The organism is Psychrobacter sp. NPDC064578 (assembly GCF_044901245.1).
Lineage (GTDB): Bacteria > Pseudomonadota > Gammaproteobacteria > Pseudomonadales > Moraxellaceae > Psychrobacter > Psychrobacter cibarius_C.
This window is the reverse complement of the sequence record NZ_JBJDPI010000002.1, coordinates 165,431-190,490: the sequence shown is the minus strand read 5'-3', so window position 1 is coordinate 190,490 and position 25,060 is coordinate 165,431. Positions and strand designations below refer to the sequence as shown.

16 protein-coding genes are annotated in these 25,060 nt (G+C 42.7%); 15 read left to right on the top strand and 1 reads right to left on the bottom strand.

Annotation, left to right across the window (positions count from 1 at the left end; all coding sequences use genetic code 11):
* The first annotated feature begins 61 nt into the window (after window positions 1–61).
* Window positions 62–5,056: a translocation/assembly module TamB domain-containing protein gene (locus ACI2JM_RS02735; protein ID WP_404641921.1), complete on the top strand. Its 4,995-nt coding sequence runs from the start codon at window positions 62–64 to the stop codon at window positions 5,054–5,056.
* Window positions 5,057–5,315: 259 nt separating this feature from the next.
* Here the strand turns inward: ACI2JM_RS02735 and hemP are convergent, their stop codons facing one another.
* Window positions 5,316–5,474: a hemin uptake protein HemP gene (gene hemP, locus ACI2JM_RS02730; protein WP_227672156.1), complete on the bottom strand. Its 159-nt coding sequence runs from the start codon at window positions 5,472–5,474 to the stop codon at window positions 5,316–5,318.
* A 297-nt stretch (window positions 5,475–5,771) separates the two neighbouring features.
* Between hemP and ACI2JM_RS02725 the strand changes: the two genes are divergently transcribed.
* The 14 genes from ACI2JM_RS02725 (at window position 5,772) to rpsA (ending at window position 24,864) form a co-directional block, all read left to right on the top strand.
* Window positions 5,772–6,875 carry an NUDIX domain-containing protein gene (locus ACI2JM_RS02725; RefSeq protein ID WP_087814605.1) on the top strand — a complete coding sequence of 368 codons (1,104 nt, stop codon included), beginning with the start codon at window positions 5,772–5,774 and terminating at the stop codon, window positions 6,873–6,875.
* A gap of 440 nt (window positions 6,876–7,315) precedes the next feature.
* A complete protein-coding gene (locus tag ACI2JM_RS02720) occupies window positions 7,316–8,473 on the top strand; it encodes a lipocalin family protein (RefSeq protein ID WP_404641919.1) in 1,158 nt (385 codons plus the stop codon).
* 339 nt (window positions 8,474–8,812) lie between these two features.
* On the top strand, window positions 8,813–10,258 hold the full coding sequence (locus tag ACI2JM_RS02715) for a glyceraldehyde-3-phosphate dehydrogenase (protein WP_404641917.1): 1,446 nt from the start codon (window positions 8,813–8,815) through the stop codon (window positions 10,256–10,258).
* A 292-nt stretch (window positions 10,259–10,550) separates the two neighbouring features.
* The gene (gene cgtA / locus ACI2JM_RS02710) at window positions 10,551–11,768 is read left to right on the top strand and encodes an Obg family GTPase CgtA (protein ID WP_055124422.1); all 1,218 of its coding nucleotides are present in this window, start codon (window positions 10,551–10,553) and stop codon (window positions 11,766–11,768) included.
* 79 nt (window positions 11,769–11,847) lie between these two features.
* On the top strand, window positions 11,848–13,020 hold the full coding sequence (gene proB / locus ACI2JM_RS02705) for a glutamate 5-kinase (protein WP_045445028.1): 1,173 nt from the start codon (window positions 11,848–11,850) through the stop codon (window positions 13,018–13,020).
* Window positions 13,021–13,313: 293 nt separating this feature from the next.
* The gene (gene hemE, locus ACI2JM_RS02700; protein ID WP_404641914.1) at window positions 13,314–14,450 is read left to right on the top strand and encodes a uroporphyrinogen decarboxylase; all 1,137 of its coding nucleotides are present in this window, start codon (window positions 13,314–13,316) and stop codon (window positions 14,448–14,450) included.
* A gap of 110 nt (window positions 14,451–14,560) precedes the next feature.
* Window positions 14,561–15,628, top strand: coding sequence for an N-acetyl-gamma-glutamyl-phosphate reductase (gene argC / locus ACI2JM_RS02695; protein ID WP_055124420.1), 1,068 nt, complete (start codon window positions 14,561–14,563; stop codon window positions 15,626–15,628).
* A gap of 101 nt (window positions 15,629–15,729) precedes the next feature.
* On the top strand, window positions 15,730–16,596 hold the full coding sequence (locus ACI2JM_RS02690) for a hypothetical protein (RefSeq protein WP_404641911.1): 867 nt from the start codon (window positions 15,730–15,732) through the stop codon (window positions 16,594–16,596).
* A gap of 102 nt (window positions 16,597–16,698) precedes the next feature.
* Complete coding sequence (locus ACI2JM_RS02685; RefSeq protein ID WP_238034418.1) at window positions 16,699–17,106, top strand: ATP-dependent Clp protease adaptor ClpS; 408 nt, start codon at window positions 16,699–16,701, stop codon at window positions 17,104–17,106.
* A 722-nt stretch (window positions 17,107–17,828) separates the two neighbouring features.
* Window positions 17,829–20,402 (top strand): AAA family ATPase, encoded by a 2,574-nt coding sequence (locus tag ACI2JM_RS02680; protein WP_404641909.1) that lies wholly within the window; start codon window positions 17,829–17,831, stop codon window positions 20,400–20,402.
* A gap of 180 nt (window positions 20,403–20,582) precedes the next feature.
* A complete protein-coding gene (locus ACI2JM_RS02675) occupies window positions 20,583–21,320 on the top strand; it encodes a uracil-DNA glycosylase (RefSeq protein ID WP_404641907.1) in 738 nt (245 codons plus the stop codon).
* A gap of 12 nt (window positions 21,321–21,332) precedes the next feature.
* A complete protein-coding gene (tadA, locus tag ACI2JM_RS02670) occupies window positions 21,333–21,908 on the top strand; it encodes a tRNA adenosine(34) deaminase TadA (RefSeq protein ID WP_404641905.1) in 576 nt (191 codons plus the stop codon).
* 171 nt (window positions 21,909–22,079) lie between these two features.
* Window positions 22,080–22,862 (top strand): (d)CMP kinase, encoded by a 783-nt coding sequence (gene cmk / locus ACI2JM_RS02665; RefSeq protein ID WP_404641903.1) that lies wholly within the window; start codon window positions 22,080–22,082, stop codon window positions 22,860–22,862.
* A gap of 310 nt (window positions 22,863–23,172) precedes the next feature.
* The gene (rpsA, locus tag ACI2JM_RS02660) at window positions 23,173–24,864 is read left to right on the top strand and encodes a 30S ribosomal protein S1 (protein ID WP_404641901.1); all 1,692 of its coding nucleotides are present in this window, start codon (window positions 23,173–23,175) and stop codon (window positions 24,862–24,864) included.
* Window positions 24,865–25,060: the final 196 nt, after the last annotated feature.

Here is a 25,060-nt window from a genome sequence, read left to right as displayed (position 1 = left end):
GTTGTATTCCTTATTTATCGTGCCGATTGCCGGTGACCATTCTTTAACGTAGTTGAGTGTCATGCTGACAAAAAATACCCCGCCTAATAATGCCCCAGATGAAGATCCAGCACAGCGCGATGCTCGTGCCGTCAGACGTTGGTATCCGCTGTCATTTTTGCTCAAATTACTGGTGCTTATTTTAATTGTGCTGGCCATCATGTTTGCTGTGTTTTTTTACGCAATGGGCACAGAGTCGGGTACGAAGTTTATATTAGAGAAAGTCAGTGCTGAGACGGGCATTGATTTTAAATATGGTCGCGGTAATTTACGTGATGGTATCTGGGTCACTGATATCGATATCAAGGCGACTGAAGACCTTGAAGTATTGGTTGATAAAGCTTACGTCAAGATAGGCTGGCGTGCCATATTTGCCAAAGAAGTGCATCTGCGTGATGCAGACATACAAACCATTGAGATTATCAATAACAAGCCACCAACGGGTGAGCCGTTCGATTATAAAACGTTACAGCTACCAGTGAACTTACGCTTTGATCACGCTAAAATAAAAAATATTACTTATAAACAAGTGACCAAAGAGCCCATCGTTGTGCAGGGTATTGTTGCCCGTGATTTAACATGGGTCGGTAGCATAGTAACGGTTGGTCGCGGCGATTTACAATATGCTGATATCGTCAAAATCAGTGCCTTACAAGGTGAAATTGATTTACAAGGCGACTATCCGCTAGATTTAAGCGCGATTGCAGAAGTCAGTGCGCTAGAAAAAGCCTACGTTGATCCATTGAATATCACAGCAACAGGAACGCTAAAACGTACGGTCGGTAAAGTTCGTAGTCGCTACAATGACAGCGATGTGAGCGGTGGTTTTGTTGTCCAAGGATTGGATCAGGATTCGCCATTCCAGGCAAAATTGCAATGGGATGATATTTTGATCCCTTATGCGGAAAGCCAAAAAATTCGTTTAAAAAGTGGTACTGCTACCGCGACAGGGGTGATCTCTGAAATACGTCTGCGTATCAATACTGAGCTGACGGCTAAAGACATTCCGTCTGGTCACTATCAAGGTCGCGCCGTTATTGCAAACAGTCAGTTACGTATTGATCGCTTAGATGCTCAGGTGCCAGCTGGAAATTTAATTCTGCAAGGTATTTTAGATTGGCAAGACAGCTTTGATGCAAAAGTACGAGCGACAGGGAGCAATTTTGATATTCGCCGCGTTATTCCTGATGACTATGCTGATTTCAAAGCATATGCACCGCAAAAGCTGAATGGTCGACTGTCATTACATTATCAGCAGCAAAACAGCGCTGGTAACATAGAGCTTGATGCAGATTTGCGTCAACGTGATGGCGAGCATGTGAATGCTAATATCGTCCAAGGCAAAACGTCAGCGAAGTCGACACAGGTAGCGCCTTGGTATATCGATGCCAAATGGCAAAACCTAATCCGCCGCGATGTGCCTAATATCGGTAATATTGATAGTCCGCGTGGACAGGCGGATGTCATCATTCGTGGCTCACGGTTATCAGTAGATGCCAATGCGGTCATTAATGAATTGAATGCCGCTCCTAAAGGCAACTATGATGTGCGCGTGCGCAAAGCTGGGGATGTCATCGACATTAATCGCCTGAACTATAAAGGGGTCGTGGGCGACTTATCAGGTACTGGACAGATTCAATTGGCAAATAAAAAGCGTCCGCTCACATGGCAGATAGATGCGCGTACCAATGGATTATTACCCAAACAGTATCGAAGTGATTTGCCGCTTGAGCGCCTAACCGGTAGTGTCAGCGCGCGTGGTCGTTTATTGACTATTACTAAAGGTGGCGTTAGTGGTCAGCGTCATATTATTACCTTAAACGATACCGACTTGCAGGCGCAACTTGATGCGACTCAAGATGGCCGTGCTATTGGTATAACGGGTGCGGGTGATGCCAAAATCGATATCGTTGGTGGCGAGCTGTCTATGTTCGATGCGCGCTTCAATGGGCAAGTCGATACTGCAGATGTACCAAAAGGACGCCTATCTATTGATGCGGCTGGCACGCCAAAGTTTATTAGTATTCGTAAGCTCAATTACAACGGTGAAGCGGGCGCAGTGAATGCCAAGGGCGTCATCGATTTGCGTAAAAATATCGGCTGGACCATAGATGGTCGCTTTTATAAATTTAATTTGGGTTATTTTTTACCCAACAATCCAGCGATTATTACCGGTGACTTGAAGACCAGCGGCGAGTGGCAAACTGCGCCTAAGAATAGTAAAAATGCCGCAGGCAAACTGCAACGTTTTGCGGTGAATTTCGATGGAGTGCTAGATGCTGAGCAACTGCCAGCGGGCAAGCTAACCATTGATGCCAGTGGTGATGATCAGCTGATTCGTATCAAGCGTTTCCGTCATGTGGGCGCGGCAGGCAGTATTGACGCCAAAGGGACGGTTGATGTACGTCAAGGCATTGCGTGGGATGTTGATGCAGTGATGGATCGTTTTAATATTGGTTATTTCCTCAAAGATACTCCAAGCCTTATCACCGGCACTATCGATACGGATGGGCGCTGGAGTGACTCGCAGCAAATCATTAATATCAAAAAAATTGATTTAAGAGGTATGCTAAAGGGTCAACCGCTTAGTGCCAAAGGTAGCTTAGCAGCGAAGATGCGTCTGCCAAAAGATTTGGCAAGCTATTTCAGGCGTCTACAAACGCAAGATGCACAGGCGCAATATAAGCAAGTAAATGCTTTGATAGACAGCTTAAACGCGGATAATTTAGTGCTACGGTGGGGTGATAATTATGTCACTGCTAATGGCAATGCTAAGCAATTACAAACCAAAATTAATATCACCAGTCTGGATCAGTTGTCAGATAAATTGGCTGGCAAAGTCACTGGCGGTGCGACCTTATCACAGCCAGCAGGACAAGCGCTGCCAACCATTTATATCGATTTAGTTGGTGAGCGGATTGCACTGCCGGGCTTTATTTTGCGCCAAGGTCGCGTGCGCGGTAAGCTGGTCAATTTGGCAAACAGCCCAAGTCAGCTGATTATCACCGCTGAAGGCTTAGATGCAGCTGGACAGAGTTTTAAAAGCGTTAAAGCAACTTTTAATGGTACTGAGCAGGCGCATGTGGTCAATCTTGACGTTGCCAATGAGCAGCTCACGATTGGCGCAAGGCTTAAAGGCGGCTTCAATCGGGATAAATTGAGCTGGTCTGGCGTCATCGGTAAAGGCCGTGTTCAATCCAAATATGCGACCTTAAATCAGTTACAGCCAGCGCAGTTAATTGTTGATTTACCCAATAATCAAAATGGCAATACTACCGATTTAAAAGTACAGTTGGCAGCGCACTGCTGGCAAGCCACCGATCAAACGGGCAAGGTATGCTTACGTGAAAACTTAATCGCGTCACCTGATAAAGGTGAGGTGAATATTGCCTTACAAAATCTAGATACGTCATTACTATCGGTCTTTTTACCCAAAGATATCGACTGGCATGGCAAAATTAATGGTAAGGCGATTGTTGGCTGGCAACGTGGTCGTCCACCGACGATTAATACCACGCTGTATTCAGACAACGGCAAAATCGGCTTGATTCAAGATGGTGATAGTTTACCCGTCACTCTGCCTTATAAGCGGGTCTCACTGATTGCATTGTCCGTCCCTGAGGGCATCAAACTACGTACCGATATCAATACTGGTGGCGGTGCGCGTGGCTATGCTGAAGTGGTCGTTGATCCTTATAAGACGCCTAAGCCAATTTCGGGTGCTTTGGTATTGAATGAGCTTAACCTTGCGATATTCAAGCCTTTCTTCCCAGGTATGCGAGTGCTAGAGGGCAATGTCACGATGGCAGGAGGATTGGGCGGTACATTAGATAAGCCGCAATTCTATGGCGATGTGAAACTTGCTAATGGCCGTATTGCGATGCTTGATTTGCCCATTAATTTAACCAATGTAAATACTGACGCCAAAATTCGTGGTACGCAAGCGACTATTGATGGAACCTTCAGCAGTGGTACGGGTAAAGGGGTTTTGACTGGTACCGTTAATTGGCAACAAAAACTCCAAGCGAAGCTTAGCGTTAGCGGCGAGCGTTTGGTGATTACTCAGCCACCATTGTTAGTGGCAGAAATCAACCCTGATATTGATATCATCGTGCGTCCAGGCGATCGTTATGTCGATATTAAAGGGGCGGTCAGCGTACCGTCAGCGACCATTCGTCCGCCAGAAGCCAGCGAAGATATCATTACTCAAACTGAAGATGCAGTGGTTCTTGATCGTCGTCTCATTGGCAATATTGACGAGGTATTGGCAATATCGAAACCTTGGTCAATCAATGCGGATATCGGTGTAGACTTGGGTGATGATATCAACTTCCGTGGTTTTGGTGCCGTTATTCCTTTAGCTGGTGCGATTAATATCACTCAAACTGGCACGGGTGTCATGCGTGCAAAAGGGGTGGTGCAAGTATCACGTCGTACCAATATCAACGCTTTTGGTCAGAACCTAGAGCTTAACTACGGACAAGTGCGCTTCAACGGTGATGTGATGAAACCTAACCTCAGTATTGAGGCGGTTAAAACGATCAGTGGCAAAACCGTAGGTGTGCGTGTCAAAGGCAATACAGAAAGCCCCAATATTATTGTCTTTAATAATGCAGGTTTGACCCAGCAGCAGGCGATGAATGCTTTGGTGACAGGTCGAATTAATAACAAGGGCGCCACCCAAATCAGTGAGCAAGGCTTTAAATCGCAAGTGACGAATAACCTAGCCGCCGCGGGCTTAAGCTTTGGATTGAGTGGCACGCGCAATCTAACCAATCAAATCGGTCAGATTTTTGGTTTTCAGAGCTTGACCGTTGATGCCTCAGGCAGTAGTGAAGACACCAACGTCAACGTCACCGGTTACGTGACGCCTGACTTGTATATACGCTACGGAGTAGGGGTGTTTAATGCTCAAAATAGCTTATCTATTCGTTATCAGTTAACTCGACGTATTTATGTAGAGGCAACCTCAGCGGCAGAAAACGCGGTGGATGTGGTTTACAGTTGGCAGTTCTAAATCACATCGTTTTATGCAATAAAAAACGCCTTTGAATGAAGGCGTTTTTTTATAGGTAGGCTAGGGCGTGTCCTCAATTCAATCGATAGTTATCTAAATGGGTTAAAAATGGCTAAATCTTGCCAAACGGCGTCAAATAGTTGACTAATATCTCGATATTATCGGCGCTATTTTCCTTGTTTGACGGCAATTTATCTCATTTTTATCACCATTTTTAGAATGAGGACACGCCCTAATATTGATGATGAATGATATTAATCTATTTAGTCAGAATTAAGCGATTATTACGTGTTAAACGTAATCGATACTCTTCACCCTCATGCTCGATACGCACTTCTTTAGTGAGTGCAAATAAGTGTTGTGATTGTAAAGTTGGTAAACGGTTTTCACGGCAATTCAAGTAACGAGAGATAACCATGCTCATAGTAAATTCCTTTTGATAAAAAATGGCTGAATAGTAGTGGCGATACAGTAACTATCTTTAACGATAATAATTATCATTTACATTGAAGGATTTTGCAAGGTAATTGATAAAATAAAATGCAGTCATTGTGTAAACTTATCTAAAGCAATTTTTGTAAATGAGATTTAAATAAATAAAAATTAGCAAATTGTTATTATAAATCAATAGGTTGGTTTTAAATTGACTTGGTTTTTTGAAGGTATAAATCTATCTAAATCGCACTTTAAAAAAACAGTAATAAAGGAGACGCCGATGCCAAATGAAGCAGACAACCACGTTGATAGCTCATTTAATAGCGAAAAAGTACTTATCGTAAACGTGGCAGTTGCGGTCATTCATCATAAAGCCCAATATTTACTTGGGTTTAGAAATGCCGCCCAGCATCAAGGCAACCGCTATGAATTTGTAGGTGGCAAAATAGAAACCAATGAAAACGCCGAGCAGGCATTAATTCGGGAAGTCGCTGAAGAGACAGGCATTGAAATTTGTGACAATACGATGGTCAAGCTTGGACGTCTGCATCATGATTATGGTGATAAGCAGGTCAGTTTACAGATTTATAAGGTTGAGCTGACCGCGCAGCAGTATGAGCAGCATAAGCATCGCCAATATGGGCTAGAAGGTCAGGCGCTAACGTGGGTAAATAAGGCAGATTTATTAGCAGGAAAGTATCATTTACCCGCTGCTAACCAGACGATTCTCGAATGGCTGAGTGTGCCAACAACGATAGCAATTACCTATCCATTGACGCATTTTGATGCCTCACCTGATCCAGTGGCCGCATGGCTGACTTTTCATCAAAACAAGCTAACAGCCAATGCTTGGGTATATATTCGAATAAAGGCAGCTGGCTCAGCAAGTATAGCAGCGCAGTTGATGCATATGCGTCCAGATATTAAGGCGATTGTCCCTTGTGATGTCAATGGACAGACCTTAACCATTGAAGCGCCGCTAGCAATGAAAGATACAACCACTGCCAATTCAATCGTTGCCAATCAGCTGTCTCATACCGAATTGTTGCAATGGTCGGAGGATACACAAGATAGAGTGCTGTCTAAAAATTATCCGTTAATAGTCAGTTGTCATGATGCCGCCAGTATTGATGCTGCCAATAAACTGGCTCATGCTCGGTTACAACAGCAATTACCGCCCGTCATTGGCGCCTTTTTGTCTCCTGTACTAGTCACCCATACACATCCTGATACTGTGCCACTTGGTTGGGAATCATGGTCAGCATTGGCACAATTGGCTGACATACCGATTATCGGTTTGGGTGGTTTATCACCTGTGATGATTCATCAAGTATTAGAGCATGGTGGTATCAGTGTTGCTGGTATTCGACAGTTCTTTGAATAGTAAAAAACTAATAGAGGAAGTGTTGGCACCAATGCTGACCAGTTCTGAACCAGAATTGCCATTAATTGGCATCTATTAGGGCAAGTAATTGATTTTTAATATATTTATCCAATCAGTAACTATGTGTTTATTCGGTATTTATTCTACTGCATAAACGCATAGTTACTTACAAACCGTTGCTTTTTCCTACATTGCGACACTGTTTTAATAGTCGAGCTGCCATTAATATATATCACCTAAACAAAGAGTACTTACTCTATATTCTTATAAGCGAATTGCTTATCAATATACCTCTTAAGCCCTCTCATAATATTTGGTTTTTGCAGCGCCAGCTTTTACATTCAATATATTTTTAAAAGTTGAAGACGCAAAGAAGATGAGAGTACATATGGGGCATATAAGAAGAGTAGTTAACAGTCACTATCAATAATGGTACCTCTATGAAAACCAATAAGTTACCTCAATCAGCATGGTCTGATACAAAGGAAGCTGGTTCTCAATCTAAGCAGACTACCCAGTCGCGCCACTATCATCTCAATGAGGATAGTACACGGCAGACAGGTAACGCCAGCAACGATGCTAGCTACAACCATGATAATCTAAATGACCAATATTGTACCCATTTGGCAAAAAAAACGTCTTCGCAAGATCACTATTTTGGATATAAAAGCGCCGATAAGAGCCTTGTACAGGCAAAAGAGTCTGCTATGATTAACAGCAACAATAATAAAGACGGCGATTCAAAACATAGCGAAAGCAGTGATTTCGTTAGTGGTCACTGCACTAACGATTATAAATGGTCACAAGAGTTGAGCGAAAAAGAATCTGGACAGAACCACCATTCAAAGCAAAATGCTGATTCATCATCAACCTCTACTTACTCATCATACAAAGAAATACCGGAGCGTATATTTATGAATGGACTTATCAAGCATACGGGTATAGCCCTAGCTATTATCATACCATTAGCCGCATTTTCAGCGTATGCGGCGACGCCACCGGTTAATGCTACAGCTGATATAACTGCTAACGCCACTACGGATAGAACCACCACAGAGACGTTGTCAATTAAGCCAAGCGCCATCATTCATAAGTCTGCAAGTACACCGACCACAGTGGATAGCGTTGATCTAAAAAAGTATGCAGGAACATGGTATGAGATAGGTCGTTTGCCCATGTATTTTCAGCGCAATTGTGCCAGTGATGTCACCGCCAATTATACGGAAAAAACCGACGGTTCAGGTATCATAGTCACTAATAAATGCGTACAGAAAGACGGTTCTGGTATTACTTCTGAGGGTATCGCTAAGCCTGTTGATGAGTCAGGCAGCAAGTTAAAGGTCACATTTTTACCATCGTGGATTCGTTGGTTGCCAGTTGGTCGTGCCGACTATTGGGTACTAGCACGTGATGCTGATTACAAGACTGCTTTAGTAGGAACACCTGATAAAAAATATTTATGGTTATTGGCGCGTTCGCCAAACGTCACTCAAGAAACCTATGCCAAATATCGTCAAATCGCTCAACAGCAAGGCTATGACTTAAAAGAATTTAAGTTAACCTCGCAGACCAATCAAACAGTTAGCCTCGTTCCATAACGAGCATCACTTACTGGATACTGTGTTAAATCGTAATGTCGCTTTATCATCCACTATTTGATACTGGCAATAATAAACAAAAAGGCAGCATAATTGGCTGCCTTTATTTTCATAATAACCTGCACAACTCAATAAAATGCTTTATAAGCGCTAGCAGATCGGTTATCACTGGCAAAATAGGCCGTTTTAGGCTAAAATCTAGGCGATCTCAATACTCTACATCAATAACTGACACCGATATCGTGCGGTTGCCATACTAGAGTGATTGCGTAGACCACACATAATCTATCTAATCTGTATTCTCTATCATTTACTGATCACACATTACTGACCATAAGGATGTTTCTCGTGAGCAACGCTGATACCTTACGCCAATTACATCAAGACCACTTAAACAACTACAACAATCAAGAGCAACAAGCGATTGAGCTGATGGGGCTATTGAATAAGCTCTATAATGAGCAAGACGTACAAGTAACCTTGTTCGGTGATACGTTAAATACGACGTCAGTTGGTCAAATATTGGCATTGCATCAAAAAGTAGCCTTGCGTAACCAAGACGCTAAATCTATTGATATCGCTGACACTTTAGCCATGGTTAAAGCGCTAGCGGCCAATGATAAGCTTCAGTCTGCACAGGTTGATGTTGGTCAATTAATCGCTAATGACAGTGATTTACAAGCAGCACTTCAAGCCGTTAATAATGATGACACTACTGTTAATCCTGCGACTGATGTTGTGCTATACGGTTTTGGTCGTATCGGTCGTATCTTAACTCGCCTGCTATTATCACAAGCGTCAAGTGCTAAAGGTATGCAGTTAAAAGCCATCGTTGTACGTCCTGCGGCATCTGGCGATTTGGCCAAGCGCGCCTCATTGCTAGAGCGTGATTCGATTCATGGTAGCTTTGCTGGTGGCGTGGTGGTTGATGATGAAAACAACGGCTTGATTATCAATGGCCGCTTTGTTCAGGTTATCTACGCTAAAGATCCAAGCGAGATTGATTATACGGCTTACGGTATTAATGATGCGTTAGTGATTGACAATACGGGCATTTGGAAAGATGAAGCGGGTCTTGGCAAGCATTTGCAATCGACTGGTGTGAAAAAAGTCCTATTAACAGCCCCAGCTGGCGGTGAGATTAAAAACGTTGTTTATGGTGTAAATAACGAAACAGTCGGTGAAGATACCATCGTCAGTGCGGCGAGCTGTACCACCAACGCAATCACCCCAACGTTAAAAGTATTGAACGATGAATACGGTATCGAAAACGGTCACGTTGAAACGATTCACTCATTCACTAACGATCAAAACTTGATTGATAATTATCATAAAGCGGATCGCCGTGGTCGTAGTGCTGTATTGAATATGGTTATTACCAGTACGGGTGCTGCTAAAGCGGTTGGTAAAGCACTGCCAGAGCTTAGTGGTAAACTAACGGGTAATGCCATCCGTGTACCAACGCCAAACGTCAGCTTAGCGATTTTAAACTTGAATCTTAAAACAGCACCAGAAAATGCTGATGCATTAAACGAGTTTATGCGTAAAGTATCTAATAGCAGTCAGTGGCAAACACAGATTGCTTATACAGATTCTACTGAAGCGGTATCGACGGATTTTGTTGGTGATACCCATGTAGGTATCGTTGATGCCCAAGCGACTATTTTGACCGACAATCATGCCATTGTTTATATCTGGTATGACAATGAAGTTGGTTATAGTACGCAAGTATTACGTTTAGCCACACAAATGGCAGGCATCAGTTATACACAGATTCCAGCTTAATACATTTGTACAGCAGTAGTGAGTTTTTAATATTGAGGTACTCTTCATAAGAAAGTACTTTGATAGTCACTTTTAGCATGGACAAATAGATGTGATTTTTTAAGTTAATATATACCGCACCCGATAGTCCAATTGGTTATCGGGTGTTATTGTCATAAATAAAGCAATGATATAATGATATATAGCAACATAGACGCAAGTCTCCTATTTTTTAAAAGATACCTATAGGCAAAAAAGCAGTATATGACTGCTATTGAGTCTATAAACTAGAGTGTAAATAAAGGAACGTAAGATGCGATTTATTGATGAAGCCGTCGTAACGGTAAAAGCAGGTGACGGTGGTAACGGAATCGCCAGTTTTCGCCGAGAAAAGTATGTCCCACGTGGTGGACCTGATGGTGGAGATGGTGGCAAGGGCGGAGATATTTACGTCATTGCAGAGGATAACACCAACACCCTAGTGGACTATCGTTATACCCGCCGTCACGATGCTATGCGCGCTGAGAATGGTCACAGTAGAAATTGTTCAGGCAAGGGCTCTGATGATTTGTTTTTACCAGTACCTATCGGTACCACGGTAGTTGATACCGAAACTGACGAAGTGTTGGGTGACTTGATTGAACTTGGTCAGACGTTACTGATTGCCAAAGGTGGTGATGGTGGTTTGGGCAATACCCATTTTAAGAGCTCTACCAATCAAGCACCGCGTAAATCGACGTCCGGTTTTGAAGGTGAGTTAAAAGTTCTTAAATTTGAGTTAAAAGTTGTGGCTGATGTTGGCTTGATTGGTTTGCCTAATGCTGGTAAATCTACCTTTATTCGTCAAGTCTCTGCTGCTAGACCAAAAGTTGCTGACTATCCGTTTACCACCCTCGTTCCGAATCTAGGTGTGGTTGATATCGGTCGTCATCGCTCATTTGTGATGGCAGATATTCCAGGTTTGATCGAAGGTGCTTCAGAAGGTGCTGGACTTGGCATTCGTTTCTTAAAACATGTGGCTCGTACTCGTCGTCTGTTACATGTGGTTGATGTAAAGCCAATTGATGGCAGCGATCCGGTAGCCAACGCTCGTGTTATCTTGAATGAACTTGAGCGTTTTTCGCCTGAGTTATCCAACTTGCCCCAGATTTTGATATTAAACAAAATTGATCAGGTGCCTGACGAAGAGTTAGATGAGCTTTGTACTCATATTGTCGCCGAGCTTGATTGGACAGGCGATGTATTTCGCACGTCAACCTTAATGGGTGAAGGGACTGATGCAGTTAAATACCATTTAATGAATGAGATTGAACTAGAGCGTGAGCGTGAACTAGAAGATCCTATCTTCGCTGAAGCACAAAGAACCCGTTTTGAGCGCTTAGAAGTAGAAGTACGTCTAAACACTGAGGCGCAGCGTGAAGCCTATCGTGCGGCTCGTAAAGCGGCTCGCGAAGGTGTAGATTTAAGCGACGACGATGCTGATTTTGACGATGACGACGAAGATGGTGTCGAGGTCATTTATGTTCCTTAAGCTAACACGCTTGAGCTGATATACTTGAGTTTTTTAGATCAATCCCCGTAATCAATTCACATGAGAGACAGGAGTTTATATGGCAGGTGACATAGAAAACACGACCGAAGAAGCAAGGTTTATTAAACAAACTCGCAACTTTGATATTCAGCGCGTTATTGTCAAGATTGGCTCATCGTTGTTAACCAATAACGGTCGAGGGCTGGATCGAACTGCCATATACGAGTGGGCAAAGCAGATTGCCAAGCTGCATAAGCAAGGCGTCGAAGTGCTACTGGTATCGTCAGGTGCCGTTGCTGAAGGTGTGGTACGAATGAACCTTGAGGAACGCCCGAAGAAACTAGCAGCACTACAGGCCTGTGCTTCTATTGGTCAAATGGGTTTGATTGAAACGTGGTGGTCAGCATTAATCCAACATGGTATTCAAAGCTCGCAGCTGCTACTAACACATGATGATTTGTCTAATCGTAGCCGTTATCTCAATACGACGGGCGCGTTGACACAATTACTAGAGTGGCGCGTGCTCCCAGTCATCAATGAAAATGATACCATTACCATTGATGAAATTAAATTTGGTGATAACGATACTTTGGGCGCGATGGCGGCGGCGATGGTCAATGCCGATTTATATATCATTTTGACTGATCAAGATGGGGTGTTTACGGACAACCCACGTGACAATCCTAATGCAAAAATGATTCGCCAAGAGCGTGCGATGGCGGATTACCTATTTGATATTGCAGGAGATGGTGGCAAGCTTGGTCGCGGCGGTATGCTGACCAAAATTCGTGCTGGTCGTCTTGCAGCGATGGGTGGTTGTCCAACCGTTATCGTGAGCGGTGCTATCGATGATGTTATCACTCGTGTGGTATCAGGCGAAGCGGTTGGTACTTTATTGACTACCAATGATCAAGACAAAATCATTGCGCGTAAACAGTGGCTTGCCGCACATTTACGTATGTCAGGCACTCTAATAGTCGATGCAGGCGCAGCAAAAGCTGTCGTTGAGCATCACAAGAGCTTGCTACCGGTCGGCGTTGTGGAAGTACGCGGTGATTTCGATGAAGGTGACGTGGTTGAGGTGGTGCATCAAGATACGGGCGAGCGTTTAGCGGTTGGACAAGTGAACTTCTCATCTCGTGATGCTTGCAGAGTGGCTCGTGAGCGTACTGAGCAGTTTGATAGAATCCTTGGTAATAATGAAGAGCGTGTGGTCATGGTACACCGCGATAACTTAGCGCTGACCATGTAGACCATTCATGGTATTCATCCGATTTCAAATATGAGCACGATATTATTGATTAAAGACTAACGGCAAATGACGCTCTAAAAAATACAAATACTTTTAATGATTATTGTTTTTATGATTGTTAATACGAGAGATATTAACCAATAAATTGTTATTAGCAAATATCTCATTATTTGTGGTTTTTTAGAATAGATTGTCGCTATCTAAACGTTCTAATATTCTTTTATTCAACTTATTTTATCCAGCACCGTATTCATTGATGATCATGAATGCGGTGTTGTTTTGGAGATTTGTACATGAGTGCTTCAGACAATAGTAACTCGATTCAGCAAGATTTTGCGCCTTTAAAGAACGACAGATTGTTACGGGCATTACGCTTTGAATCAATAGACACCACGCCAGTCTGGATGATGCGTCAAGCTGGTCGTTATTTACCAGAATATAAGGCCACTCGTGCAGAAGCGGGCGACTTTATGAGCCTGTGCAAAGATACGGACCGCGCCACTGAGGTCACTTTACAGCCACTACGCCGTTATGATTTAGATGCTGCTATCTTATTTAGCGATATTTTGACCATACCTGATGCTATGGGTCTAGGCTTATACTTTGAGGCGGGCGAAGGCCCTAAGTTTAAACATCCTATTCGTACGCAAGCAGACTTAGATAGATTGCCAGTACTTGAACCCAATGATTCTCTTGATTATGTCATGCGTGCGGTGAAGAGCATCCGCAAAGCACTAAATGGTCAAGTGCCTTTATTTGGTTTCTCTGGTAGTCCATGGACATTGGCCACCTACATGATTGAAGGCGGCAGCTCAAAAGACTATCGTTATACTAAAGGCTTTTTGTATAGCAACCCTGATTTCTTGCATCAATTATTAGATAAATTAGCCACTTCTGTCATTGATTATCTAGATGCACAGGTGGTCGCTGGTGCTCAAATTCTACAGATTTTTGATAGTTGGGGCGGGGCGCTTGGCCATCGTCAGTTTATCGATTTTTCTCATGCTTATAATAAGCGTATCGTCGCTGAATTAAAAGTACGCCATCCGCAGATACCAGTGGTATTATTTACCAAAGGTGGTGGGTTATGGTTGGATGTGCAAGCAGATAGTCAAGCCGATGTTTTAGGATTAGATTGGACGATGCCCATTGATCGTGCACGCCAAGTATTGGCTGAAAGTCAGCGTCAATTGACCAAACAGCATAAAAAACTACAGAGTAGTAAAGCCATTCAAGGTAATTTGGATCCAGCAACATTGTATGGTTCACCTGCGACGATTCGTGCTGAAGTAAATGCAATGCTTGATAGTGCTTATGCGAGCGGCGAAAAAACCGGTTATATAGCAAACTTAGGTCATGGTATTACGCAGTGGGTCAATCCTGACAATGCCAAAGTATTCATCGATGCGGTGCACGATTATAAAATCTAAAGCCGCTTGAATCCAAAAATGACAAAGTTCAGGCATATAAGCGAGCTTTCTATCTAAGATTTGTTTAACAAACACTGATATTTACCAAGTAAAATAAAAAGGAATATCTTATGATTTCAGCAGCGATTGTTGGTGGTACAGGTTATACGGGTATTGAGCTGATTCGCTTGTTATCTGCGCATCCTGAAGTATCTATTGATTTGCTAACCTCGCGTAGCGAAGCTGGTACACGCGCTGATGAGATATTTCCAAGCTTACGCGGTATATCAGATATTGTCTTTAGCGACTTGGGCGATGAGACGCTTGCAACGCTGCAAAAGTGTGATGTGGTCTTTTTTGCCACTCCACATGGCGTAGCGATGAAGCAAGCAGAGGCGCTAACGCAAGCCGGTGTGAAAGTCATTGATTTGGCTGCTGATTTTCGTTTGCAGTCACTGTCCGATTTTGAACACTGGTATCAGCAGTCGCATGCCTGTCCTGAGCTATTAAAGACAGCTGTCTATGGTTTACCTGAAGTCAATCGCGATAAACTTGCCACTGCTTTAGTCGTCGGTAATCCGGGTTGTTATCCGACCACTGCTATTTTGGGTTTGAAACCAATAATCGATATGCAAAATAAGCAAGCAGAGAGACTGGTGGAATCACGCATCGTTATCGATGCAAAGTCTGGTGTTTCTGGCGCTGGTCGCCAAGCTTCACTTGCGCTTAATTATGCTGAAACTACTGATAACTTTAAAGCTTATAGCGTTGAAGGACATCGTCACCTGCCTGAGATTGAGCAAGGCGTGGCGCAGCTATTAGACAGCCAGTTCACCCATCGCATTCGTTTTTTACCGCATCTTGTGCCGATGATACGTGGCATGCTGAGCTCTATTCATCTTGAGCTGACGGATGCGGGTGCTGCTATTGATTGGCAGCAGATATTTGAAACATGCTATGAATCAGAAGCGTTTATTGATGTCATGCCAAAAGGTATTTATCCAGATACCCGTAGTGTCCGCGCCAGCAATCGTTTACGCATTGCTGTGCATCAAGACAATGAACGTGCGGAATTGACAGTGATTGTCGTACAAGACAATTTGGTAAAAGGCGCAGCAGGACAAGCGGTACAAAATATGAATGTCATGTTCGGATTCGATGAAACAATGGGTCTAAACTTTGCACCTATTGTTCCGTAGCAGATGTTTAGCTGTGGTCAAATCATTCACATTTATGGTGCTAGGTATTGATTATAAATTCCGCTATAATATTGCCATTACTGTTAAGAGATATTGTCTAAATGCGTGTCAAGCTTGTACGACGCTTTTGCTCACAGCCCGCACCTTCATCGTGCAAAGACTCTGATTTGTATCATTTAGAGCGTAGTCCGCATTCTCTTAAAACCAATGCTGGTTCAGTAACTAAGGTAGGTGGTAGCCAACAAGGGGCATCCACATTGGTGTTGGCTCTCTTTGTCGTTGTCATATTGGTGACTGCCATTGTTGGATTGATATTCGGTCATAAATTAGGATATCAGCGTGGCTTTCATTCTATGCAAACTGAAACCAAGCAAGCGATGATCAATAGCACTGAGGCAACAGAAGCGCTTGAAGATTTACGTCTTAGTCATAAAATAGCGGCCAATCAAACGGCTACTGCTAAGCAGGAGCTGGCGATTAGCTTGGCGAACATCAAAGAGTTGCGTGAAAACCAGCAAGAATTAACGGTTGAGAATAGACAAGTCTCTCAACTGAATGAATTATATGCTGATGTCCTTCGTGACAAAGGCGGCATACCTTTACAAGTAATAGCGGCAAAGATTGAGCCATTACCTGAAAATGCCTTTGAATATGGTTTCGATATAGGCATGCTTGCTAGCGATGGCAAAGCCAAACGCCTAAAGCCAACGTTGATGTTGCTCAATGACGATGATTTTGTAGAGGTGCCGCTAGATCCTCCAGTTTATACTATTGAAGGTATCGTTCGTATTCGTGGTCGTTTCATGATGCCATCAGGCTTTAAACCGTTACAAGTCAAACTCAGCTTACAAGCTGGCGGGCAACAAGTGGAGCAGCTCTATGATTGGAAGCTTGGCGACCGAGTTGATAATATGCCGCTATCACTTTTAGATTTACCCGAAGTCGACGAAAGCCCGATTGAGCCTTAATCTATTCATATTTAAGAGCGCTATAATAAGCATTGCGTTTGCCAACCTCTGCTAGCATCCTTTATTCCGTTATAAATATAACCATTAATTTGTATGCCAATTATGATGAAACAAACCCTATTGCAAGCGTTGCCAACTGTTGCTGATTGGCACTTTCCAACTATACCTGCTCATCGTGCACAAGATGGCGATACGGAAGGCGAAACCTCGCCACAAGCAGATGTACTGGTAGCAGAGCCAGAAGTGGCTAAGCCGCCTATGTATGCCGTCGTTATGTATAATGATAATTATACGCCGATGGAGTTCGTCGTTTATATTTTGCAGTCCGAATTTCGTCATAGTATGGATTCGGCAGTCGAAGTTATGCTAACGATTCATAACAGTAGCAAAGGCATTGCTGGTATCTATCCTAAAGATATCGCTGAGACCAAAGCCAAAAAAGTAAACAGTCTGGCACATCGTGAAGGCTATCCATTATTGACCCAGATTGAGCCACATCAAGGCGAATAAGAAAATAGCGTAAACATGAATTTAAAGTTCTATCTTCTTTTCGTGTTTCTATCTTATTATTTCCAATGGTTTTATCGTTTAGAAACCCTATCAAGCTCTAAAAACTGCTCATTGTGAGCTTGATAGGTATTCTGTATCCAAGCAGTCACTCATGAATTCCTTACTATAAAAACTTCCTAACCTTGATTTTTCTCTAATATACCCTTATCTATATTAAGCAATCACGTCAAACAGCTGTCTAAATTTTATAGAAATGATTGCTGCACTCGTATTATTTTCTAGTCATCCTATTAACTTGAATTTTTCTATAATTTAATCAGCTGATGGCTTAAAAAAGTCATTTGTATCCTTCACTTTCTCACTTATTATTCTATTACCCATTTATCCTTTATTTGCTCAGCTTTTGAAGCTTTCATACTATTTCGTTACTATAAATATTGATGCGCAGTACGCCTTGATACATTTTAGTCTGTGTTAATAGATTGACTCTTCTTAAGTATCGTGTTGAGATAAAGAAAAGCAAGTATGAGTGATCAAAACGCTTAATTGGTGATAAGTAGATAGCACTGCTACTTGAGTAATACATGGTCAATATCATTTAGCGCTGTCTTTTGATAATACAGATTCAGCCCTTGAACAATCCATCTGTCGCCCTGATTTACTTACTAACTCATTCATAAAGCTATCAATTATAAAGATAGGTATAACCGTAGGAAGTCGTTATGTTAAGTCGTCATCTTGAAGTTTCTTTGCGTTTAGCAATGACACTTGCGCGCCAAAAATCGCATGAGTACCTCACTGTTGAGCATCTATTATTGGCGTTATTAGAGAATACTCACGCTGCCAATACATTAACTGCCTGTAATGCCAATGTTTCAACGCTGCGCACCGAGTTAGAAGCTTATATCAATAAGCATACGCCAACGGTAGACGCAGACACCGAGCAGTCACCGCAGCCAACCCAAAGCTTTGATCGTATTCTACAGCGTGCTATTTTCCATGTACAATCTATTGGTGGTGGTCGCCTTGTTGAAGGCTCAGATATCCTAGTGTCTATGTTTTCAGAGCACGATACTTATGCCGTTTATTTGCTCAAAAAGCAGGGTATTAGTCGTCTTGAGTTGACCCAATACTTATCACATGGTCAAGATAAAGACGAGCCATCCGAGCCACGTGCTTCTATGACGGGCGAACGCCGTAGTGCCTCAGAAAAAACCAGTAAAGATCCCTTGGTTGAGTTTGCGACCAACCTAAACCAGCGTGCTGCTGAAGGTAAGACTGATCCACTAATTGGACGTGGCCCTGAAATTGAGCGAGCCGCGCAAGTACTGTGTCGTCGCCGTAAAAATAACCCGTTATTGGTTGGTGAGCCTGGCGTCGGTAAGACCTCTATCGCTGAAGGCTTGGCGTGGTTGATTATTAATGATAAAGCACCGAAACCATTGAATGGCTGCGTGATTTATAGCCTTGATATCGGCTCATTAATCGCTGGTACTAAATACCGTGGTGATTTCGAAAAACGCATGAAGTCACTGCTTGATGCGCTAAAGAAAAAGCCCAATGCAATCCTATTTATTGATGAGATTCATATGATTATTGGCGCAGGGTCGTCAATGAGTAGCAATATGGACGTATCAAACTTGATTAAGCCAGCACTTGCTAATGGTGAGCTGCGCTGTATCGGCTCAACTACCTTTACCGAATACCGTCAAGTGTTTGAAAAAGACCATGCACTGTCACGTCGCTTTCAGAAGATTGATGTCAAAGAGCCGAGTGTTGACGATACAATTGATATTTTACGCGGTCTGAAGCCTCGTTATGAGGAATTTCATAACGTTGAATATACCGATGAAGCGTTGGTCACCGCCGTTCAATTATCTGCTAAGCATATTCACGAGCGTTTTTTACCAGATAAAGCGATTGATGTGATTGACGAAGCAGGTGCCTATAAGCGTTTAGGCGTAATTCCTGATGCTAATGATATTGATGCAGAAGAAAGCTTCATTGCGGATATAGAGCAAGATTTTGATGCTCAGATTGATGCCGATGTTGAGGGTCTCGGTGGTGACACGTATAGCGATAGCGAAATGCAGGATGAAGCGGAAACTGCAAAAGCTAATGATCGTGCCAAATCGTTCAGTGAGTCAAAAAGTGCCAAGGCTAAGAAAAAACCACCGATGAAAATCGATGTGGCAGATATTGAGGCGATTGTTGCCAAGCTTGCACGTATTCCCCCCAAGTCAGTATCAAGTGATGATAAGAGTATTCTTCAGCACTTAGATCGTGATCTTAAACACTTAGTGTTTGGTCAAGATGAGGCAATTGAAACCTTAGCCGACGCCATTAAGCTATCGCGTGCCGGTCTCAAAGCACCGGATAAACCAATTGGTTCCTTCATGTTTGCCGGTCCTACTGGGGTGGGTAAAACCGAAGTTTCACGTCAGTTAGCGAACCTACTTGGTGTCGAGTTAGTTCGTTTTGATATGTCAGAGTATATGGAAGCGCATACTGCTTCACGTCTGATTGGTGCGCCTCCTGGCTATGTCGGTTATGATCAAGGTGGTTTGTTGACTGAAAAAATCAATCAACATCCACATTGTGTGTTATTGCTTGATGAGATTGAAAAAGCCCATCCTGATGTCTTCAACTTGTTACTGCAAGTCATGGATCATGGTACGTTGACTGATAACAATGGTCGTGTGGCTATCTTTAAGCAAGTCATTGTGATTATGACGACCAACGTCGGTGCTGATAGTATTAGCCGCTCTTCAATGGGCTTTACTCAGCAAGACCATAGCCGTGATAATACGGAGTCGCTCAAACGTGTCTTTACGCCAGAGTTCCGTAATCGTCTAGATGCCATCATCCAATTTAACCCATTAGATACCTCCGTGGTGGTATCTGTGGTTGATAAATTCTTGGTTGAGCTACAAGTTCAGCTTGATGATAAACAAGTCACCTTAGAGATTGATGACGAAGTACGCGATTACTTGGCTCACAAAGGCTATGATCGCCTAATGGGTGCACGCCCAATGCAGCGTCTGATTCAAGATGAGATTAAAAAGTCATTGGCGAGTATGATTTTGTTTGGTGATTTGGTCAATGGTGGGGTAGTACATCTCACCTTAGAGCCTGAAGCTAATGATGAACAAGATGGTGATTCTGTTAAGCTTGATAAGTACAGTGGTAAGACGGATTATAAGTCTACAGATAAAGGGTCAGCGGAGAGTCGTATTATCTTGACGGTCGTTGAGACTCATGAGCCACATCCAGACTCTGAGTCACTCGCCAGCTAAGTTTTTGCTACTAATGTAATAACAACGGTTACCATGTTACTGTGGTAGCCGTTTTTTTATTGCTATAATTCATAACAAAACCAACGTATGAAATCACGAGCTCCCATTCATGTGCGAGATTGGTTCACGCTCCCCCATTCGATATTTATCTAATCGATAACAAATATAAAAGGACATAATATGGAATTATTCGATGAACAAACGCCAAAAACGCCAGCACAAAAGCAGGCGATTTTAGACAATGTACGCTTGCCAGAAGATTGGAAAACGGCATTAGCAGACGAGTTAACTTCTAACAATATGGACGACTTGCGTGCGTTTTTAAAAGAAGCCTATCAATCAGAAAGTAGTATCTATCCACCAGCACCCTTAATATTTAACGCGTTAAACCTGACCCCTTTATCACAAGTTAAAGTCGTGATACTAGGTCAAGATCCTTATCATGGGCCAGGGCAGGCAATGGGCTTATCGTTTTCAGTGCCCAAAGCCATTCCAAAGCCACCCTCACTTAATAATTTGTTAAAAGAGATGGCGAGCGACGTTGGTATAGCACCCTCAAAACATGGCGACCTGACTTACTGGGCGCAGCAAGGAGTTTTGCTATTAAATAGCTCTCTGACCGTGCGAGAAAGTGAGCCAAATAGCCATCAAAATAAAGGTTGGGAGCAGTTTACCGATGCGGTGATTGATGTGGTTAATGAACAAACAGAACATACCGTATTTATATTGTGGGGCAGTAAAGCCCAGAAAAAAGGCAAATATATCAATACTGATAAGCATCTTATTCTGACCGCTGTACACCCATCACCACTTGCTGCCAATCGTGGCGGATTCTTTGGTTCCAGGCCGTTTTCTAAGACCAATGATTATCTGGTACAGTATGGGCAAACGCCTATCGATTGGCAATTACCGCAATAGTTGTCAAAATAAATGAAATATATACAAAATATAAGCTTGAAGCCACATCCAACCGCAAATAGTCAGTTAGTTATTGAAGATATGCAAGCCAGCGCATTTTGGTCAGTTCAAGATATGAGCTGGATGAACATAGCTCTTAAACTTGCTAGGCAAGGTGCTGAGCGTGGAGAAGTGCCGGTAGGAGCGATACTGGTACACGATCAGCAGATTATTGGTCAAGGATTTAATGAACCAATTGGGCGTCACGATGCGACCGCTCATGCGGAGATTGTCGCATTAAGAGAAGCGTGTGCGCGCTTAAAAAACTATCGTTTACCATTACAGACAACGTTATACGTTACCTTAGAGCCTTGTACGATGTGTATCGGAGCGCTCATTCATGCGCGGGTCGATAGATTGGTTTATGCAGCAAGCGAGCCACGAGCGGGTATGGTTGGTAGTCAGATAAATTTACCGATACAGCCTTTTTATAATCATGCTATCGAAGTACATAATGGCTTATGTCGTGAGCATAGCAGCCAGATGCTTAAGACCTTTTTCCGTGAACGACGAAAAGCGGCAAAAAAGAAAGACAATATAAGCAATTAACAAGATATCAGTCTTGCTGCTAGTGATGGGTAAGTTTTTTTGCTATAATATCGCCCTATTTGATGACGAAATGATGAATTAATTGTCAAGCGTTTGATAAATAAGTAAATATTGTTCTGCAGCTAGCATGTACTAAGCCGTATCAGTATCGTCTACTATTAAGTGAGTATTATGACCGTTTCTACAGCTGATAACGCTATACTTGATAACTTTAGTTCTGGCAGTAATGATAACCAAGCGCCAGTGTTGCGCTACCCAGTTATCTGCATTGATGGACCAAGTGGAGCAGGTAAAGGTACGGTCACGTGGCGTTTGGCCCAAGCATTGAAGTATCAACTGCTGGATTCAGGTGCTCTGTATCGTATCGTTGGACTCAAAGCATTTGAAGCGGGATTAGTTGCGGCAGACGGAATCCAAGCCATTGACGAGATGGCTGTATTAGCATTAACGCAGCGCCTAGAGATTGCTTTTGTACCTAACAATGCATCAGGACGTGTTGATATTTTAGTGAATGGTGAAGCGGTTGGTGAGCAGGTTCGTAATGAAACCGTGGGCGGCTATGCATCACAAATAGCCGTATTTCCAAAAGTTCGCCAAGCATTACTAAAGTTGCAACAAGATATGGCAACTCGTTCAGGATTGGTCGCTGATGGTCGCGATATGGGAACGGTGGTGTTCCCAGATGCGGATGTAAAAGTATATTTGACTGCCAGTGCTGAAGCGCGTGCCGAGCGCCGCGTAACACAGTTAATAAATGCTGGTCAGACGGCAGATTTTGACGCGATTTTAGCGACAATTAAAGCTCGTGATGATCGTGATGAGAATCGGTCGACTGCACCATCAAAGCCTGCAGAAGATGCTCTACTACTAGATAGCTCTAACTTAGATGCTGATGCAGTTTATGCACAAGTGAAAAGACATTGTCAGGATAAAGGTATTTTCTTTAATCGTTAATAAAAACAAGTTAGTAAGTATGAAAAAGTTTCCTATACGCTTGATTTTAGTATAAAATCACAGTAGTAGACGCTAATAATCTCTAGAGAGTGATAAAAATATTCTTTCTAAATCATAGAGATTTAAAAGTATAAGGCATTGCAACACAAGACAGTTGTTGCTAGTGAGTTTAATAAGTTATGTGCTTACTAACAACAAACGTTTTTATATATGATTGTATGGGATATAAAACCAGTATTCTCGTTTTATGCAATCATAAATTTGATCCGTACTGTGCTGGACAGGATACGGCTATACAAAGGTAGACATAATGGAATCATTTGCTGAACTATTTGAAGCGAGCATCGAAGAAACAGGTCTGGATATCGAGCGTGGCTCGGTTATCACTGGTACTGTTGTGGCCATTGATAACGACTGGATCACTGTTGATACTGGTCTGAAATCTGAAGGTATCGTCGCTCGTGAAGAGTTTTTAAGCGAAGAAGGCGAACTTGAAGTTGAAGTTGGCGATAGCGTTGATGTCGTGGTTGAAGCGGTTGATAACGGCATGGGTCAAACCTTGCTTTCACGTGAAAAAGCCAAACGTGTTGAAACTTGGAACTTCCTTGAAAAAATCGCTGATAATGATGAAATCGTAAAAGGTATCATCTCAAGCAAAGTTAAAGGCGGTTTCACTGTAGATATCGGTTCAGTACGTGCGTTCCTACCAGGTTCATTGGTAGATGTTCGTCCTATCCGTGACACCACGCATCTTGAAGGCAAAGAGCTAGAATTCAAAGTTATCAAACTTGATCAAAAGCGCAACAACGTTGTTGTTAGCCGTCGTGCAGTTATGGAAGCTGAAAATTCAGCTGAGCGCGAAGAGCTATTGAATAAGCTTGAAGAAGGCATCGAGATCGAAGGTATCGTTAAGAACCTTACTGATTACGGCGCATTCGTTGATCTAGGTGGTATCGATGGTCTATTGCACATCACTGACATGGCATGGCGCCGTATCAAGCATCCATCTGAAGTTGTTGAAGTTGGTCAAGACCTAAAAGTTAAAGTATTGAAGTTTGACCGTGAGCGCAATCGCGTTAGCCTAGGTCTAAAACAACTTGGTACTGATCCTTGGGATAACGTTGGCGGCACTTATCCAGTAGGTAGTGTGGTTAAAGCACGCGTAACCAACTTAACTGATTATGGTTGTTTTGCTGAGATTTCTGAAGGTATTGAAGGTCTAGTACACGTATCAGAAATGGATCATACCAACAAAAACATCCACCCATCAAAAGTTGTTCAAGTGGGCGATGAAGTTGAAGTAATGATTCTTGATATCGATGAAGAACGTCGTCGTATCAGCCTAGGTATCAAACAAACTCTAGCTAACCCATGGGATGAGTTTGATAAGAAACATGAGCGCGGTGATAAGATCACTGGCACGATCAAATCAATCACTGACTTCGGTATCTTTATCGGTCTAGACGGTGGTATTGATGGTCTTGTTCATCTATCTGATATCTCTTGGAACGAAACTGGCGAAGACGCTATCCGTAACTACAATAAAGGCGACACCGTTGAAGCAATGGTATTGTCAGTAGATGCAGAAGCAAACCGTATCAGCCTAGGCGTGAAGCAGTTAAGCTCTGATCCATTCAACGAATACCTAGTCAACAATGACCGCGGTGCTATCGTTAATGGTAAAGTAAAAGAAGTAGATGCTAAAGGCGCTACTATCGAGCTTGCTAACGAAGTTGAAGCGTATCTACGTGCCTCTGAAATTCAACGTGACCGTGTTGAAGATGCGACTAAGCATTTGAGCGTTGGTGATGACGTTGAAGCGAAAATCATCAGTGTTGATCGTAAAACTCGCAACATCAATTTGTCTATCAAAGCGAAAGACGAAGCTGAAGAGCGTCAAGCGATTAAAGAGCTAAGCAGCACTAGCACGACTAGTACTACTGCCAGTTCTGATGCACAGCCAAAAACAATTGGTGACTTGATCAAAGAGCAAATGCAGTAAGCTGCACGTTATTGATATAAGATTATAAAAGAAGCGACTATGGTCGCTTTTTTTTTGCTTAAATTTTAAGTGCACTATTAATCAATGAGGTTTTTGCTCAAACAGGCAAACTCTTATTTCCATTTACCGTAATATCCGCTATCATTTGCAACATTGAGTAACGAGATGTGAATTATTACTTATTTAAGACACTGAT

Bases quoted from the DNA above. Each gene is read 5' to 3' on its own strand.
- ACI2JM_RS02735 (WP_404641921.1), top strand. From the start codon at position 62: ATGCTGACAAAAAATACCCCGCCTAATAATGCCCCAGATGAAGATCCA.
- hemP (WP_227672156.1), bottom strand. From the start codon at position 5,474: ATGGTTATCTCTCGTTACTTGAATTGCCGTGAAAACCGTTTACCAACT.
- ACI2JM_RS02725 (WP_087814605.1), top strand. From the start codon at position 5,772: ATGCCAAATGAAGCAGACAACCACGTTGATAGCTCATTTAATAGCGAA.
- ACI2JM_RS02720 (WP_404641919.1), top strand. From the start codon at position 7,316: ATGAAAACCAATAAGTTACCTCAATCAGCATGGTCTGATACAAAGGAA.
- ACI2JM_RS02715 (WP_404641917.1), top strand. From the start codon at position 8,813: ATGTTTCTCGTGAGCAACGCTGATACCTTACGCCAATTACATCAAGAC.
- cgtA (WP_055124422.1), top strand. From the start codon at position 10,551: ATGCGATTTATTGATGAAGCCGTCGTAACGGTAAAAGCAGGTGACGGT.
- proB (WP_045445028.1), top strand. From the start codon at position 11,848: ATGGCAGGTGACATAGAAAACACGACCGAAGAAGCAAGGTTTATTAAA.
- hemE (WP_404641914.1), top strand. From the start codon at position 13,314: ATGAGTGCTTCAGACAATAGTAACTCGATTCAGCAAGATTTTGCGCCT.
- argC (WP_055124420.1), top strand. From the start codon at position 14,561: ATGATTTCAGCAGCGATTGTTGGTGGTACAGGTTATACGGGTATTGAG.
- ACI2JM_RS02690 (WP_404641911.1), top strand. From the start codon at position 15,730: ATGCGTGTCAAGCTTGTACGACGCTTTTGCTCACAGCCCGCACCTTCA.
- ACI2JM_RS02685 (WP_238034418.1), top strand. From the start codon at position 16,699: ATGATGAAACAAACCCTATTGCAAGCGTTGCCAACTGTTGCTGATTGG.
- ACI2JM_RS02680 (WP_404641909.1), top strand. From the start codon at position 17,829: ATGTTAAGTCGTCATCTTGAAGTTTCTTTGCGTTTAGCAATGACACTT.
- ACI2JM_RS02675 (WP_404641907.1), top strand. From the start codon at position 20,583: ATGGAATTATTCGATGAACAAACGCCAAAAACGCCAGCACAAAAGCAG.
- tadA (WP_404641905.1), top strand. From the start codon at position 21,333: ATGAAATATATACAAAATATAAGCTTGAAGCCACATCCAACCGCAAAT.
- cmk (WP_404641903.1), top strand. From the start codon at position 22,080: ATGACCGTTTCTACAGCTGATAACGCTATACTTGATAACTTTAGTTCT.
- rpsA (WP_404641901.1), top strand. From the start codon at position 23,173: ATGGAATCATTTGCTGAACTATTTGAAGCGAGCATCGAAGAAACAGGT.